Origin of the sequence: Paenibacillus sp. 1182 (assembly GCF_017833915.1) — a bacterium.
GTDB classification, from domain to species: domain Bacteria; phylum Bacillota; class Bacilli; order Paenibacillales; family Paenibacillaceae; genus Paenibacillus; species Paenibacillus polymyxa_D.
The window spans coordinates 276706-292829 of sequence record NZ_JAFICR010000001.1 but is presented as its reverse complement, the minus strand read 5'-3'; the positions used below and the strand labels follow the sequence as shown (position 1 = coordinate 292829).

Annotated in this window: 14 protein-coding genes; 2 read left to right on the top strand and 12 right to left on the bottom strand. The window is 45.3% G+C overall.

Translation table 11 applies throughout. From position 1 onward, the window contains the following. Positions 1-15: 15 nt before the first annotated feature. From JOD82_RS01465 to JOD82_RS01455, 3 genes are all read right to left on the bottom strand, one after another. Entirely contained in the window at positions 16-669 is a 654-nt protein-coding gene (locus JOD82_RS01465; RefSeq protein WP_069010635.1) for an HlyD family secretion protein, read from the bottom strand. 357 nt (positions 670-1026) lie between these two features. Beyond that, on the bottom strand, positions 1027-1839 hold the full coding sequence (locus JOD82_RS01460) for a hypothetical protein (RefSeq protein WP_069010637.1): 813 nt from the start codon (positions 1837-1839) through the stop codon (positions 1027-1029). Positions 1840-1859: 20 nt separating this feature from the next. Beyond that, entirely contained in the window at positions 1860-2318 is a 459-nt protein-coding gene (locus JOD82_RS01455; protein WP_039271202.1) for a flavodoxin, read from the bottom strand. 497 nt (positions 2319-2815) lie between these two features. On the opposite strand from JOD82_RS01455, the gene JOD82_RS01450 reads away from it, so the two are divergent. Both JOD82_RS01450 and JOD82_RS01445 read left to right on the top strand, forming a co-directional pair. After that, positions 2816-3679, top strand: coding sequence for a class I SAM-dependent methyltransferase (locus JOD82_RS01450; protein WP_028540694.1), 864 nt, complete (start codon positions 2816-2818; stop codon positions 3677-3679). A gap of 9 nt (positions 3680-3688) precedes the next feature. Next, the gene (locus tag JOD82_RS01445; protein ID WP_069010639.1) at positions 3689-4435 is read left to right on the top strand and encodes an RluA family pseudouridine synthase; all 747 of its coding nucleotides are present in this window, start codon (positions 3689-3691) and stop codon (positions 4433-4435) included. Between the two features lie 136 nt (positions 4436-4571). Here the strand turns inward: JOD82_RS01445 and JOD82_RS01440 are convergent, their stop codons facing one another. From JOD82_RS01440 to JOD82_RS01400, 9 genes are all read right to left on the bottom strand, one after another. Continuing rightward, positions 4572-6074, bottom strand: a complete 1503-nt coding sequence (locus tag JOD82_RS01440; protein ID WP_069010641.1) for a DHA2 family efflux MFS transporter permease subunit — start codon at positions 6072-6074, stop codon at positions 4572-4574. Beyond that, positions 6058-6543: a MarR family winged helix-turn-helix transcriptional regulator gene (locus tag JOD82_RS01435; RefSeq protein WP_069010642.1), complete on the bottom strand. Its 486-nt coding sequence runs from the start codon at positions 6541-6543 to the stop codon at positions 6058-6060. The genes JOD82_RS01440 and JOD82_RS01435 overlap by 17 nt, the downstream gene beginning before the upstream one ends. A gap of 268 nt (positions 6544-6811) precedes the next feature. Further along, positions 6812-7282 (bottom strand): MarR family winged helix-turn-helix transcriptional regulator, encoded by a 471-nt coding sequence (locus JOD82_RS01430; RefSeq protein ID WP_039271193.1) that lies wholly within the window; start codon positions 7280-7282, stop codon positions 6812-6814. 275 nt (positions 7283-7557) lie between these two features. Then, entirely contained in the window at positions 7558-10020 is a 2463-nt protein-coding gene (gyrA, locus tag JOD82_RS01425; RefSeq protein WP_069010644.1) for a DNA gyrase subunit A, read from the bottom strand. 22 nt (positions 10021-10042) lie between these two features. Next, complete coding sequence (gene parE, locus JOD82_RS01420) at positions 10043-12022, bottom strand: DNA topoisomerase IV subunit B (RefSeq protein WP_013310617.1); 1980 nt, start codon at positions 12020-12022, stop codon at positions 10043-10045. 98 nt (positions 12023-12120) lie between these two features. Continuing rightward, the gene (locus tag JOD82_RS01415) at positions 12121-13110 is read right to left on the bottom strand and encodes an ABC transporter permease (RefSeq protein ID WP_029518151.1); all 990 of its coding nucleotides are present in this window, start codon (positions 13108-13110) and stop codon (positions 12121-12123) included. Beyond that, positions 13103-14179 carry an ABC transporter ATP-binding protein gene (locus tag JOD82_RS01410; RefSeq protein ID WP_029518152.1) on the bottom strand — a complete coding sequence of 359 codons (1077 nt, stop codon included), beginning with the start codon at positions 14177-14179 and terminating at the stop codon, positions 13103-13105. The genes JOD82_RS01415 and JOD82_RS01410 overlap by 8 nt, the downstream gene beginning before the upstream one ends. After that, entirely contained in the window at positions 14179-15126 is a 948-nt protein-coding gene (locus tag JOD82_RS01405; protein WP_069010648.1) for a GDSL-type esterase/lipase family protein, read from the bottom strand. Before JOD82_RS01405 ends, JOD82_RS01410 begins: the two co-directional genes overlap by 1 nt. Before the next feature lie 175 nt (positions 15127-15301). Continuing rightward, the gene (locus tag JOD82_RS01400) at positions 15302-15982 is read right to left on the bottom strand and encodes a TIGR00266 family protein (protein WP_209947417.1); all 681 of its coding nucleotides are present in this window, start codon (positions 15980-15982) and stop codon (positions 15302-15304) included. Between the last annotated feature and the right edge of the window lie 142 nt (positions 15983-16124).

Below are 16124 nucleotides of genomic sequence, written 5' to 3'. Positions count from 1 at the left end.
ATGGACCCCTCCTTTTTAAGGTGTATGAATTTTTACTTCCACGTTCGTTCCAGGAATAAGCTTCAGATCCTTCGGCTTGTTCACAGCAATCTCTACAGGCACACGCTGAGTCACCTTGTTAAAATTACCACTTGTGTTGACTGCAGGAACGAGTGAGAACACGGCGTTGGAGGCTTCGCCTACTTTACGAACTTTACCCTGAATCACCTGGTCCCCTGCTGCATCAAGCGTAATGTCAACAAGCTGTCCTGGTTTAATGCGGTTAATGTCATTTTCTTCAATATTCGTGGATACATACAAGCTGTTCATATCCACCATAGTTGCAACAGCACTACCCGGCGATCCGATTTCATGCTCTTTCGAATAAATCTTAATGACAGTTCCATTGATCGGCGCGCGCAGTACGGACTTGCTGATCATGCTCGCATCCAGCCCCGATACATCCTGCTCGGCAATCGGTTCATTACGCTGAACAACATCTCCTTCTTCCACATCAATGTGGCTTATTTCTCCGGAGATTTGCGGCATTACCTTATATTGATCGGCTTGAATGCGCGCATCGTCACTTTTAACAAAGTGTGTTGCTTGATACCAATAATAGTAGCCAATAGCTCCACCGCTCAGAACGAGCAGTACAATGAGGATTGGCAATACAGTTTTCTTACTCACTTCTTCCACCCCTGTTGTCCAAAAAATTTTTATTATTCAACGCTAATATTTTAAAATTGAAATATTAGGCCATTAAACCAAATGGAGAACGTAAATAAACACATGGCAACGTGCCATGCAAAAGACAGGACTTATTTTATGTACATAGGACAATCTGATCCATGGTCCACAAACCGTCTTTTATATTTAAATATTTTCATATAACTATTGTACATTGAAATATTATAGATATATTTATCTATTCAGGCAACATAAATTTTCAGTTTTTTCATAATTTTTTTTCATAAAAAAGAACCTTGTTTCCAAGGCTCTTTCACAAAAAGGGATAGTTTACAATTAAAGGGTTACACAATAATGTTAAGAGAAAGGCGTAGGTACAGCTGACCGTTGTTTGCAGTTTTTCGCCTCCTGTCCTTCCTTCGTGTTCTTATTCATTCTATTCCCTTGAGAAGCTTGCTTTTCCATGCAACCCCCGCAACGACAGCGTTCTGACGTCCCATGTACATCATCTTTGGAATCCCTCAATAGCCTCACATAATCCAGAGATTGCTGTAAAGAAGCAGGCCCCGGAATGAAGCGGACCTTCTTGCCTTCCAGCAGACAGTATACCTCAATAAGCTGAGGAAGGGCCCCAAATGCGTAATAACAAAATACATTTGTCATATGTTGGAATGTACTAATAACGTTAGGATTATAGTCAACGATGTACTTTTGAATGAGCAGGGAATCTGTTTCTGCTGATAGTTGCCAAGCAGCCTGAACAATAAGCGAAATATTGATCTCTAACTCAGGCACAGACGTACAAAATTGTTCATACAGCATCACAGGCACCATCAAGTCATTATTTAAGCCACAAATTTTTGACAACTCACCTGACACTTTATTTTTGACATCCCAATAATGGAACAAAGATTCAAAGCTGTCTGACTGCTTGGGCCACCATTTCTCCAGCACATACTGGACAGGGACTTCCCGCCGTACCTTTACTTCCATTCCAAAGTATTCGTTGAGCGCATGCCCTACTGCATATTGAACCCGTTGCCGCCAATTCCAGCCCTCACGCCCTCTTTTCCTCTGTGATTGACGGATTGGCTGTGGAGTTCTCCACATCTCCTCCAGCTGATAGTCGTGCAGAAGAGGAAAGCCGCTTAAGCTATCGCTATTGCGCATACCTATCCCTCACTCTCTTCTCAGGACACTTCAATACCAGCCTGTGCAAATTGTCTTCCGTAAGCTCGGCAATTCTCCTTATCATCATCCAATGGATTGAATTCAATCTTCAGACTCTCTTGAATGACCGATGCGCCGCGTTCTTTGACTTTTTCCTCTACCAAGTCCACTGCACCACAGAATTGCGTATAGGATGTATCTCCACTACCAAATACTGCCGTCTTTTTACCAGACAGATCAAGTTCGTCTAGTTCCTCGTAAAAATCCAAAAATTCATCAGGAAGCTCACCATCTCCCCATGTATATACACCCAGCAGGAACCCGTCATATGCGAGCAGTTCTTGCGCGCTGCAATCATACGAAGCCTTCAACTCAGCCTCATGTCCTGCCTGACGGACGCCCTCGGCGATCAATTCCGCAATTTCCTCTGTATTACCGGTCAAACTGGCATAAGTAATCATGATTTTACCCAAGTTCATCCCTCACCTTTATTTGAAATATGGGATGCTTTCACTCCCTGTTACTCAAATAATATTTGATAATGATTCTCATTGTCAAATGTTAATTTCAAAAACTAGGTTTAATCTTGGGGAAATATACGCAAAACAGCCGCATGACATGCGGCTGCTGGCTGAAAACCTATGGATAAGCAAATTAATTAGAGGCCTATTTAATGAAGTAGAATTTCAGCTGTGTTGATAAAAAAAATATTATGTACGTACAATTCATTCCATTTTCATTATTATAATAAAAAACGGATGGTTGTACGTACAAGTGGGATTGGCTTCATTTTAATATGGAAGCGCTATAATTACAAGTACATCCGAGAAAAAATATTTTAGACCAAGTGACTACTTACTTATTTATGTAATCATTCGATTGTTGCTGTGGTTTGTTGTACAATAGACTCCATATGGGGATTTCTGTGCAGCTTGCTGCCTGAATCCTGAATTGACTGCTGAAGGATGGATTGTACATGTATGTAGCACAAGAATGGAAAGACTATGAAGTAATGGATACAGGCGGTGGTGAAAAACTAGAACGTTGGGGTGATATTGTCCTGCGTCGTCCCGATCCGCAAATCATATGGCCTTTGGCCCAGGAAACAGCTGAATGGCGTAATGTTCATGGGCATTATCACCGCAGTTCCTCCGGTGGCGGCAACTGGGATATGAAAAAACCTATCCCTGAGCGCTGGACCATTAGCTATGGACCGCTTAAATTCCACATTAAACCGACCAGCTTTAAGCATACTGGTCTTTTCCCAGAGCAAGCAGCAAACTGGAGCTGGATGATGGATAAAATCAAAGGTGCAGGCAGACCCATTTCTGTACTGAACCTGTTTGCATACACGGGAGGAGCCACTACTGCTGCTGCGTATGCTGGAGCCAGTGTGGTTCACGTGGATGCCGCCAAAGGCATGGTACAGTGGGCAAAGGAAAACGTTCAATTGTCCGGTCTGGCTGACCGTCCGGTACGTTTCATTACGGACGACGTATTCAAGTTCGTGCAACGAGAACAACGTCGGGGCAACCGTTATGATGCCATTATTATGGACCCTCCTTCTTACGGGCGCGGACCGAACGGAGAAACTTGGAAGCTTGAAGAAAGCTTATACCCGTTTCTCGAATCCTGCATGAGCATCATTTCAGATCAACCGCTGTTCATGCTCATTAACTCCTATACTACAGGTATTTCGCCTACTGTATTGCGCAACATGCTGAGCATGACAATGCAACAAAAGTACGGCGGCCAAATTAGCGCTGGTGAAATCGGATTGCCGATCACACGCTCGGGATTGAATTTGCCTTGTGGTATTCTCGGACGCTGGGAGGCTTAAATTCCTCTTATGACTCAAAATGAACTTACTTGGCATGAACATGCACAGTCGAACATCCCTGTCCTATATGAGGACAATCATGTTTTGGCGGTTGTAAAGCCTGTCAATGTTCCAACGCAAGAGGATGCCAGTGGTGATCCTGATCTGTTGTCTTTACTCAAGGAAGATTTAAAAATTAGACACAATAAGCCTGGTAACGTTTTTTTGGGTTTAGTTCACAGACTGGATCGGCCTGTAGGTGGAGCCATGATTTTTGCTAAGACGTCCAAAGCTGCTTCTCGCCTGTCAGAGTCGGTTCGAAGTCGTCATTTTCACAAACTGTATACAGCCGTTCTGAATGGCGTTCCTACGGCCCCGCAAGGCCGTCTGACCCATTACCTGCTAAAGGATAGTCGAACCAACACGGTTCAAACGGTTCGGCCTGGCACGGCTGGTGCGAAGGAAGCCATTTTGGAGTACCGCGTGATCGGACAAGCAGATGGACTCAGTCTCGTGCAGATTAAGTTGCACACCGGACGCTCACACCAAATTCGTGTGCAAATGCAGGCGATCGGCTGTCCCCTCTACGGTGACCAAAAATATGGGGGTCATCTGAGTCGGCCCGGTCAACAGCTGGCGCTTTGGTCCTTACTCGCTGGAGCACCGCATCCGGTTAGCAAGGACGATATGAGATTTCACTCGTTACCTCCTGTCCAATTTCCATGGAATGAATGGCCCAGGTCGCTTTACGAGAACATGATTACGACTGAAATTTGAACCGAAAAGCCCTGCTCCATCTGGATATCTACATCCTCAATCCCCATTTGCACAAAGAACCTGCAATGCATGTTTGTTCACATGCGTTACAGGTTCTTTTTTGTAGAAAATTAAATTAATGCGTCATCTTATCCTTTTATGACGAGGAAGCCACGGACTGCCCCTTCTTGCTGTTTACCAGCTGTTGACGGGGATGGGCGTTTTTTGCATTCGTATTTTTGATAAAAAACGCTAAAATCAGAGCGGCCACACTCAACACTGTTGCAATGATAAAAGCCGAGTTAATCCCATAAATTGTAGCTTGATTGCCTGCAGCCAGCATCCCCACTTTATCCGTCACGGTTAGTCCCTCAGATGTAACAATCGACGTCAAACGGTTGCTGCTTTGTGTGGACATCACCGTCACCAGAATTGCCGTCCCAATTGAGCCGGAAATCATACGCAGCGTGTTACTCATCGCCGTACCATGTGCATTCAATCGTTGCGGAAGCTGATTCAACCCGGCCGTTTGGATCGGCATCATCAGCAAAGACATCCCGAACATCCGCACCGTATAATTAATTAACAGTGTCATATAGGTGGTTGTTTCGGTCAACCGTGTAAATTCCCAAGTTGTTATAGCCATGATCAGCAAACCAATTACAGACAACCAACGCGCTCCGATTCGGTCAAAAATAGCCCCCGTTACAGGAGACATGAGCCCCATCAGAATCGCTCCCGGTAACATTAGCATTCCGGACTGGAGCGGTGTAAAACCCCGAATATTTTGCAAATAAATTGGAAGCAATATCATACCGGCGTACAAAGCCATCGTCACAATCACATTAATGATTGTCGTCAAGCTGTACACATCGTATTTAAAGATACGGAACTCCAGCATAGGCTCATCTGCCTTCAATTGGCGAACAATAAACAAAATAAGCGCAATTGTCCCAACGATAAGCGTAGACAGGACCGGAATACTTCCCCAACCTGATGTTCCTGCATCACTAAAGCCGTATAACAGTCCACCGAAACCGAGCGTAGACAAAATGATGCCGGGAATGTCCAGCTTTGGCTTGGACTGCTCCGTTACATTTTTTAGAAAAATAAATCCGATCACAATCGAAATTACTGAAATCGGCAGGATGATCCAGAACAATACCCGCCAGTCATAATGCTGTACTATATAACCGGATAAGGTTGGCCCAATGGCTGGAGCAAAACCCATAGCAATCCCCAGGGTTCCCATCGCCCGGCCACGACGCTCTATTGGGTAGATGTTCAAGATAACGACCATCATTAAGGGCATCATGATACCTGCCCCCGCGGCCTGAATAAGCCGACCGATCAGCAATATGCTGAAGCTCGGTGCTATAGCACATAACAGCGTGCCGATTGAAAAAATAGTCATCGCACTAATAAACAATTTACGAGTGGAGAAACGGGCAATCAAGAACGCGGTCACCGGGATTAATACCCCATTCACGAGCATAAAGCCCGTGCTAAGCCACTGAGCTATATTGGCATCTATATTCAGATCACTCATCATTTTCGGTAAAGCCACACTGATCAACGTCTGATTTAATATCGCTACTATCGCGCCAATCAACAGAGCGGCCACAATGGGTGCTCTGCGTACATTACCTGGTAGTGTCATTTGAGGACTGCTCAAGTTGATTCATTCCCTTCGGTGTTAATTTCATAATCATTTGTTTATGGATATCCAGGACCATCTCTAGATGCTCCTTCGGAATGTCCAGAATGGGCAAGACGCGCTCCATCCACATGTCGTCTACTTTTTGCATGATATCTTTCCCTTCCGGCGTAAGCGTCAGCACTAAGGATCTACGGTCATGCTCATGCCGTCCGCGAGCAATATATCCCGCCTTGGTCAAGCGGTCAACCACCCCACTCATAGAGCTGCTTCCCACATGCGCTATGTCTGCCAACTCGGATAACCCGATGTTGGGGCGTTTATTCAGAATTGCCAAAGCCATATGCTGAATGGCCGTCAGATCCAAATGCTGCTCCTCGTTCCAGAAGGCATAAAATATCGTTTTGTTAACCTCTCTTATTGATTGAATAATCCGGTACACCTCAAGTCTGTCTTCCTCTCTATCACTCACTGGAACCATCCTTCTTTCTATTACCCAATTCACAATCCATATGCATATACATAAATTAGAAACTATTTGCATGCGAAATGTTATTTATTTATAACTATTATTTTATCATCTCTTATGTAAATGTCAACATTCACCCAAATATCACCTATACTTCAACACAAAAAAGCGCGGTATGAATACCACGATAGGTATTTCATCCGCGCACTCCTAATTTCCTTAAAATGATAATCTGCTGCGTACAGCTACTTTCATATATCCACCATTCTAGTTATTCTGCTCGTTCTATTTGTTCCTTTACTCCCTCAGCCTCACGTGTCATTACTGAAGTTTTCGTCTTCGTTGTAATTTTCCCCAACAAATAAACCAGCAAATTTTGATTGTGCTGAGAAATTCGGTTTAGTGCAGAACCCAGAAAATCATCCCGGATTCGCAATCCACGCTCTACTTCTTCTCTCCCTTGATCCGAGATAACAATCCATACAATTCTACGGTCCTTTACATCTCTGAAACGGGTGACCAGTCGATTCCGCTCCATCCGATCCAGCAGCATCGTAACCGCGGCTGGTGTGGTGGCGAGATATGGGATTAGTTGAGACGGTTTCATACGGCCGTATTCGTTCAAAACCTCCAGCACCGTAAGTTGAGCTTCCGTTAGTGATGGAGCCAGCTGCTGCTCCATATGAACCTTATAATCCTTAGCCATTCTGGACCAGATTTTCGCAAATTCGGTCGTTTGCATTTTGCCTCACTCCTTTAAATAACAGGGTCAGTAAAAGCATCAAAGTTACCGTATGGGCCACCGTCCGGATTGTATTTCATCACATTAAATTTTCGCCATACAGCCCCGGTTTCCTGCCGTTTTTGGAGCATGAAATGAAAAGGGGAAGGAAGTCTCACCTCGGTTTTGAAGGCTGGTCAGGGTTCGACACCATGACGGCAAAAAGGTCCTCATTCGTGCCGGAATGGCACGAGAGGACCTCTCTTTTTCGAGCTAAAAAGCGCTTGACTTTCCTATTATTCTATGGACTGAGAAGCTTGCGGCTCACTACGCAGCAGCACATTCACAATTTCGTCCTTCTTCTCCACTGGAGCCAGCAACTTGCCTGTATCCTTGCGATCAGTCAAAGGAGCCTTTTCCGAAAGGAAGGACATCGTTTGTCCTTCTGCTGTGATCGCAAATAATTGAATTGCTTCACGGCAATAGAAGGCAGCCACGATTCGCGTTCCATTCGAACGTATTCGTTTGCCTTCCTTGAACTCAAAGGTGGTGATACCTTTGCCGCCTCTTCCCTGTGTAGGATAGTCCAACAGAAGCGTACGCTTACCATAACCGGACTCGGTCAGCACCAACACTTCTCCTTCATCCTCTTCTACCCATAACGCTGCGATAATTTCATCGCCTTCCGCCAGCTGTATACCTTTGACACCAGCCGAGACGCGGCCCATCGCATTAACCTCTTGCTCCTTGAAGCGTATACTCATACCCGCGCGGGTAATCAGCATAATATCCCGGGTACCCTCGCTTAACGTTACCGATAACACCTCATCGTCCCCTGCTACTTTGCAGGCGGCTACGGCACTAGAACGTTTTGTAGCATATTCTTTCAACTCTGTACGCTTTACTTGGCCCTTCTTAGTTACAAATACCAGGCTTTTGCCGATTTCCTCGATGTTTTTGAGCGGAATCACACTTACGATACGATCTTCCTTCGATAACGGAATGACGTTGACAATTGGAGTGCCCGGCTCTTTCCACTTATACTCTGGCACCTGATGTACAGGCAATAAAAAGTATTGTCCGCGCTGGGTGAAGACGAGCAATACATCCAGCGTGTTCACATCAAGCAATTGGGTAACGTAATCCCCTTCTTTAACACCGGAACTTGAACGTTCCCCGCCTGAACGAGTGAATGACAACATACTTGTACGTTTCACATATCCATCTTTCGAGAGTGTCAGCAACACATCCTCTGCTCCTACCATAACTTCCAGGTTCACCTTAATCTCTTCTACCTCGCCCTGGATATCTGAACGACGGTCAATGCCGTACTTTTCGCGAATTTCCAACAGTTCCTTGCGAATTAGGCTGATCAGCTTACGGTCACTTTCCAGAATAGAACGATATTGCGCGATTTTTTTCTGGATGTCACCCAGTTCTTTTTCAAGCGTGGTGATTTCCAGATTGGTGAGACGGTACAACTGCAAAGTCAAAATAGAATCTGCCTGACGTTCGCTAAAACCAAACATCCATTGCAAATTATTTTGCGCGTCCTGGCGATTTTTGGAAGCTTTAATGGCTGCAATGACCTCATCCAGAATGTTCAGCGCCTTGACCAAACCTTCCAGCACATGGGCACGATCCTCTGCCTTTTCCAGTTCATACTGGATACGGTGAGTAACAACTTCGCGTTGATGAGCAATATACGCTTCCAAAATGGACTTTAGCCCAAGCTGATGTGGCGCTTTGTTCACAATGGCTACCATGTTGAAGTTATATGCCACCTGTAGATCGGTTTTTTTCAGTAAATATGCTAAAATCCCTTCCGCATCGGCTTCCTTCTTTAGCTCGACAACAATGCGCAAACCATTTCGTCCACTCTCGTCACGAACCTCGGCAATCCCTTCCACCTTTTTCTCCAAACGGATATTTTCCATGGCGGTAACGAGTCTTGATTTGACGATCTGGTATGGGATTTCGGTAATGACCAGTTGCTGCTTACCTCCGCGCAAGGACTGGATTTCCGTTTTGGAACGAATATAAATGCGTCCTTTTCCCGTGCGGTAAGCGTCCTTGATACCTTCGCCACCCATAATGAGTCCACCAGTCGGGAAATCAGGACCTTTAATAAAGGTCATAATCTCTTCCAACTCAATCTCCGGCTTTTCCATCACCGCAATGCTGGCATCAATAACTTCGCGTAAACTATGTGTAGGAATCTCTGTCGCAAATCCCGCCGAGATCCCACTGGAACCGTTCACCAATAAATTTGGATAACGAGACGGCAACACAACAGGCTCTTTGGCCGAGTTATCAAAATTGTCCTTGAACAAAACCGTACGCTTTTCAATATCGCGTAGCATTTCCATTGCGATCGGAGACAAGCGAGCCTCCGTGTAACGCATAGCTGCTGCCGGGTCATCATCCTGGGAACCCCAGTTACCGTGACCGTCCACCAGCACGTGACTCATTTTCCAGGGTTGTGCCATCCGTACCATGCCGTCGTAAATCGACGAGTCACCGTGGGGGTGGTAATTACCCATAACGTCCCCAACGGTTTTGGCCGATTTACGATATGCTTTATCCGGCGTATTGCCCGAATCGTACATTGCATAAAGAATACGACGTTGTACGGGTTTTAATCCGTCCCTTACATCGGGTATCGCCCGATCCTGAATAATATATTTGGAATATCGGCCAAAGCGGTCACCGACCACTTCCTCCAGAAAAGCTGGCAAAAACTGCTCCGATAAGCTCATGTTTACACCTCATTTGATAGCACTACTCTACGTATTCCGTGAAATCTACGTTTTCCACGATCCAGCGTTTGCGCGGGTCCACCTTATCCCCCATCAAAGTGGACACCCTACGTTCAGCCTTGGCTGCATCCTCTATCTGAACGCGTAACAAGGTGCGTGAATCAGGATTCATCGTTGTTTCCCATAACTGATCAGGGTTCATTTCCCCAAGTCCTTTATAGCGCTGAAGCTCAAAATTTCGTCCAAATTCTTTCAAATAATTATCAAGCTGCTCGTCAGTCCAAGCATAACGCACCGTTTCGAGCTTACCCGACTTTCGAGTTATTTTATACAATGGCGGTTGAGCAATAAATATGCGTCCTGCATCAATAAGCTCTTTCATGTACCGATAAAAGAACGTCAACAACAGCACTTGAATGTGCGCACCATCTGTATCTGCATCGGTCATAATGATGATTTTGGAATAATTGCTGTCTTCCAGCGAAAACTCTGTTCCTACCCCCGCACCAATAGCTGCTGTAATAGCACGGTACTCATCATTCTTCATAATATCCGCCAGTTTGGATTTCTCCGGATTCATCGGTTTACCCTTTAGTGGTAAGATGGCCTGAATTTTGGAATCCCGTCCCTGCTTGGCTGATCCTCCAGCCGAATCGCCTTCCACAATAAACAACTCATTACGTGTAAAATCCTTGGACTGCGCAGGCGACAGTTTACCATTCAAATTGGAACTTTCACTGCGCTTTTTACCGGAACGCATCTCATCCCGAGCTTTACGTGCAGCTTCACGCGCTCTGGATGCTTGAACTGCCTTCTTGATCAAAGTTTGTGCTATCTGCGGATTTTCTTCCAAAAAACGCTGCATCTGCTCAGATACGATGGCATCCACTGTACTCCGTGCCGAAGCGCTACCCAGTTGATCCTTTGTCTGACCGACAAATTCAACCTCAGCCATCTTGACACTGATTACAGCCATCATGCCCTCACGTAGATCGTTGCCCTCCAAGTTTTTATCCTTTTCTTTCAACATCACCGTTTTGCGCGCATAGTCGTTCATGACACGAGTGTAAGCGGTTTTGAATCCCGTTTCATGCGTACCTCCGCCACGTGTCGGAATGGAGTTAACGAACGAAGCAATCGTCTCTGTATAACCCGCATTGTACTGGATGGCAATCTCTACTTCAATGTCTTCTTTCTCGGCATTAAAGTGAATAACGTCATGCAGCACATCCTTGCCCTCATTCAGAAAAGCAACAAACTGACTTGCGCCACCCTCATAAAAATACTCATCTGACTTTCCGCTGCGTTCGTCTTTAAGTTGAATACGAAGGCCCGAATTTAGAAAAGCAATCTCCTGAAGGCGTTCAGCCAACGTATCGTAGTTAAAATGAATGCCTGCCTGAAATACACGAATATCCGGTTTAAATGTAATTTTCGAGCCCGTCTTGTTAGTATTGCCCAGCACTTCAAGGCCTGTGGTCGGTTCCCCGACATGCTCCACGCCCTTCTTGTCCTGCCAATATTCAAACCGCTGACGGTGAATCTTACCGTCTCGGTAAATTTCTACTTCAAGCCATTCCGAAAGAGCGTTCGTTACAGACGCACCTACACCGTGCAGACCCCCGGACTTTTTATATCCCGAACCGCCAAACTTACCTCCGGCGTGCAAAATGGTGAATACAACCTGAGGCGTAGGAATTCCCGTTTTGTGCATTCCCGTAGGAATACCGCGCCCGTTGTCTGATACCGTAATGGAACCGTCCTTATGCATTGTAATATCAATGCGAGAGCAAAACTTGGCGAGATGTTCATCCACCGCGTTGTCTACAATTTCCCATACCAAATGATGCAGCCCCGAAGAACTGGTGCTCCCGATGTACATGCCCGGCCGTTTGCGAACTGCCACAAGCCCTTCGAGCACTTGAATGTCGTCCGCGCCATATTCTGAAGCTCCGCTTTGTGTGCCGGACACTCCCGCAGACAAGTCGATTTTGTCGACCATTCATGCTCCCCCTTTGTCTAATCGTAACCGTGTTTTGCCTTATTCTTGATGATTTTCACCAAAAATGCAAACAGATGTTTTCTTTTACCTTGTCCATTTTAATTCAATATATCCCGTTTCGTAAAGACGGCGAATGAAACAATCAATGCCGCAGCCCCCCAAATGCCCAGTACAGCTAAAGAAAAGGGTAAAGTCATTCCCTCAATCGGGGCGGGGCTTCCAGATAAATAATCGGTTAATTGGAGGTTAACCATAAATAAATATTTAGCACTCTGCCAAGACGAAGCCATGTTTGTCAAAATAGTGCCCGAAATGAGTGCAGCCATCATGACCACGATACTTGCCGCCGTACTTCGTACCAGGACAGATACCATAAAGGCTAACGAAGCTACCACAAGACTGACAAACCAGATTAATCCGGCTTGCAGCATCAGATAATGCCATTGTGGAATCGCATGTACAGCAGACAAATCCACCGTCGATCCAACAATTTGAAATCCGGTAAATACCGGAACATTAAAACCGCGAAAACCAAAAAACAAGCCTGATATCACATAGCTAATTACAAATACAGCCAAAATGATGAGCGAAACGAACATGTACAATGTCAGCAGCTTACTCAGCAGTATTTTCCACCGCCTGACTGGGCGGGTCAGCAACATTTTTATCGTGCCTGTCGTCCGTTCTCCTGAAACCAAGTCGGAGGCAATAGCCATAATCAACAACGGAACGAACAGATTTATGGAATTATCCATAAACTCTCTGGTAAAAGTGACACCACTCGGCTCATTCGGATTCACATCATTTTCCAAATAATATTGCATCTGCTGCACAAAGACCCGACGGTAGGTCTTCCATTCCTCGGGAACCCGGTCACTTCCCAGCGAGTTTTGATTATCGGTAATCGCCTGACGCAGTTCAAGCCGCCAATCATTGCCGAATTTTTCGCGATTGTTTTCTGCCACTTTCATCTGAGCGTACGTAAAAATCGGCACAAGCACAAGTAAAACTAGTAAAATGACATAAAATCGTTTCTTCTTGATAATTTTGAGTGTTTCATTTTGTACGAGCGGTAAAATGTTATTCAAGTATCTCACCTTCCGTCATTTTCAGGAATAGCTGCTCCAGTGTAGGGTTGATTTTGGTTACACCTTTAACGGAAATACCGGAAGCCGTCATTTGTGTCACCAGCTCCGCAATATGCTCTTCATCCATTTCTGTAAAAATTGCATCGGCTCCGCTACCTGCAACAATACTGTCATCAATTAATTCATCGGCGTTCGTAATCATTTGCACATGCGGAGAATTTTGCAATATGGCAAGACCCTGATCACGAGGCTCCAGTTGCCATACGGCCATATGTGAGTGCGTCTCAACCAGTTCTCGTACACCACCTACAGCTAGCACCTTTCCCCTACTTATAATTGCCACCCGATCACATAGCAGCTGGATTTCGCTAAGCAAATGACTGGAAACAAATACAGCCATGCCTTCTGCCGCTAGCAAACGGATAAAAGCTCTCATTTCCTTGATCCCCTTGGGGTCTAACCCGTTGGTCGGTTCATCCAAAATCAGCAATTTCGGTCTACCGAGCAAGGCTTGGGCTATACCAAGACGCTGGCGCATTCCGAGAGAATACGTACTTACTTTATCATGGATACGGCGATCGAGCCGAACCAGCTCAACGACTTCGCGGATACGCTGTTCGTCTACACCAGGCTGCATACGGGCAAAATGCTCTAAATTCTCCCATCCTGTCAGATAGCTGTACACCTCTGGATTTTCCACAATAGAACCAATATGCCGTAAAGCCTGCTCAGGGTCACGATTTACATTATGTCCACAGACAGTAATCGTCCCTTCCGTAGGCTTAATTAAATCGACCAGCATACGAATAGTCGTCGTTTTCCCAGCCCCATTAGGGCCGAGAAATCCGAAAATTTCACCCGCACGAACGTCGAATGTTACATCATGAATGATCATTTTGCGTTTGATACGTTTCTTAACGTGCTGAACAGAGAGAACTGTTTCGTTATTGCTTCTGTCTCTGCCTGTGCTGCCAACCTGATTGGCGGAATGGAAACTGGACACTGCATCCCTTGAGGTCGAATTTTCGGTTATTCCAGTCCCGTTCTTGTCAGCAGATTGGATGCTCATTAGTTGTTCCCTCCCTTTTTCACTTCAGCAGGTTGGATGCTTGTAGACTGTTGTTCATTATCCACTTTATCGGCATCCTTCGTGTTTGCAACTGCAAACCCTTGCGCGATACGTTCAGCGATTGCCTGATAGCCCTGTCCGTTTGGATGAAAATGATCGGATGATAAATAGACGGGCAAATTTTGCTGGAATAAATCGAAAGTTGGAACCAGAGTCATATTGCTGTTTTGGTTGGTAATTGCCATGGCAGCCAGATTCCATTCTGTTACCACAAGATTACCGGGAATTTTCATTTCCTGCAGATCACTGAATGGATTATATAATCCGACATAGATAATTTTAGCATTCGGATTGATTTTCCCTACCTTTGTCAGCACTTTTTGCAGACGTTTGGCGGCATCAGGCACAGCTTTACGCAAACCACTGAGTGTAGGCGGCTCTTTGCCGGTTTGGGCAGCCTGAGCCCCCTGAAATAAATCATTTCCGCCAATCGAGACCATAATAACGTTAGCCTTTTTCAACACATAAGAAACACCAGGCTCATCCAGCTTGGTCAATAGTCCTTGAGTCGTCAGTCCATTAATCCCCAGATTATTTATGAGCTGAGCCTTATGGCCTTCCTGATTATTTAACAAGCTCACCGACCGACGCACAAAACCACTTCCGGAGTCATCCCCCGTGCCTTTGGCTAGCGAATCTCCAATGGCAGCTACCCGAAACTCTCCCGTCTGATTAGTAGCGGATGGCGCAGTTTGTGTCTGCGATGTACCGGAATGTACAGGTTGAGTGCTAACCATTGGCTCTGGAGCCGTGATACTTTGTACTGCTGTAATAAATCCGTACAATAATAGCAATGTGGCGGCAATGGAAACGGAACCGACAGACCGCCAAATCCATTTTGATGAATTCACTCGTGTTCCCTCCTGATAGCTTAGTGAAATAAACATAAAGCTTCTTATATCATTTTGCAAATAAACCGTTCGGAATAAAAGCGCAATAAATGCTTAGAGTCACATATAATTTCCCATGAACATGCAAAAAAAGGATGGCAAATGGCCACCCTTATATTATACTTTCTTGTGCGAACAGTTTATCCTCTCATCTCTAATCAAACGAATCAAACTATTTGCTATCAGGGATGAAACTTTTGATCCATTGTCCAAAACTTCCCGGATTTCGACTTTGTATCAGTACCGTTCCTTCACCGCGAAAACGGCATACAAGCGCTTCTCCACTCGTTACGCTGGACAACCAGCCTTTCGATGCTTTTTCAATTTTATAATCCATATAATCCGGCCATGCCACCAGATGAGCATTATCAATAATACGCTCCTCTCCTGGCGCGATATAAATGAGATGAATGGCTCCATAAGAGGATAGGAATACCGTACCTCGACCACTGATTTCTACGATAAAAAAACCTTCACCGGAGAATAAACCTTTCATCAGGTTTTGCATTTTGGTGCTAACCTCAATGCCTTCTGTACAAGCTAGAAAACCGTCCTTTTGGACCATCAACCTATACGTGCCATCCAATTCTACCGCTTGTACATCACCTATACTGGCAGGGGCTAACAACACTTCAGCTGGCCCACGGGCTGCCCTCAGTTCTTGAAAAAAGAATTTTTCTCCGCTTAGCATTCTGCCTAAACCACGTAACAGTCCACCGTCTACTGTCCCCTTTATATCTACACTGGAAGACATGGAAACCATTGCTCCCATTTCCGCTTTAATCATTTCCCCGGGGTTCAACTGCACCTTGAGCATAGCAAAGGCACCTTCATGCACAATTTCGTAGCTCATTTGCTCACCTAGCTTTCCATAAATAGTCTGCTATCCATTCAACTTGCTGCTATCATACTATAAATACGTCCCTTATGTCTTTTCTGGTATAAAGCAAGGGTTATGCCTGTGGAGGAATAAGAGACACCAAAAGACCCGCTGA

Coding starts and splice junctions, on each gene's coding strand:
- JOD82_RS01455 (WP_039271202.1), bottom strand. CDS start 2,318: ATGAACTTGGGTAAAATCATGATTACTTATGCCAGTTTGACCGGTAAT.
- JOD82_RS01430 (WP_039271193.1), bottom strand. CDS start 7,282: ATGCAAACGACCGAATTTGCGAAAATCTGGTCCAGAATGGCTAAGGAT.
- JOD82_RS01460 (WP_069010637.1), bottom strand. CDS start 1,839: ATGCGCAATAGCGATAGCTTAAGCGGCTTTCCTCTTCTGCACGACTAT.
- JOD82_RS01405 (WP_069010648.1), bottom strand. CDS start 15,126: ATGTTTATTTCACTAAGCTATCAGGAGGGAACACGAGTGAATTCATCA.
- JOD82_RS01450 (WP_028540694.1), top strand. CDS start 2,816: ATGTATGTAGCACAAGAATGGAAAGACTATGAAGTAATGGATACAGGC.
- parE (WP_013310617.1), bottom strand. CDS start 12,022: ATGGTCGACAAAATCGACTTGTCTGCGGGAGTGTCCGGCACACAAAGC.
- gyrA (WP_069010644.1), bottom strand. CDS start 10,020: ATGAGCTTATCGGAGCAGTTTTTGCCAGCTTTTCTGGAGGAAGTGGTC.
- JOD82_RS01445 (WP_069010639.1), top strand. CDS start 3,689: ATGACTCAAAATGAACTTACTTGGCATGAACATGCACAGTCGAACATC.
- JOD82_RS01440 (WP_069010641.1), bottom strand. CDS start 6,074: ATGACACTACCAGGTAATGTACGCAGAGCACCCATTGTGGCCGCTCTG.
- JOD82_RS01400 (WP_209947417.1), bottom strand. CDS start 15,982: ATGAGCTACGAAATTGTGCATGAAGGTGCCTTTGCTATGCTCAAGGTG.
- JOD82_RS01410 (WP_029518152.1), bottom strand. CDS start 14,179: ATGAGCATCCAATCTGCTGACAAGAACGGGACTGGAATAACCGAAAAT.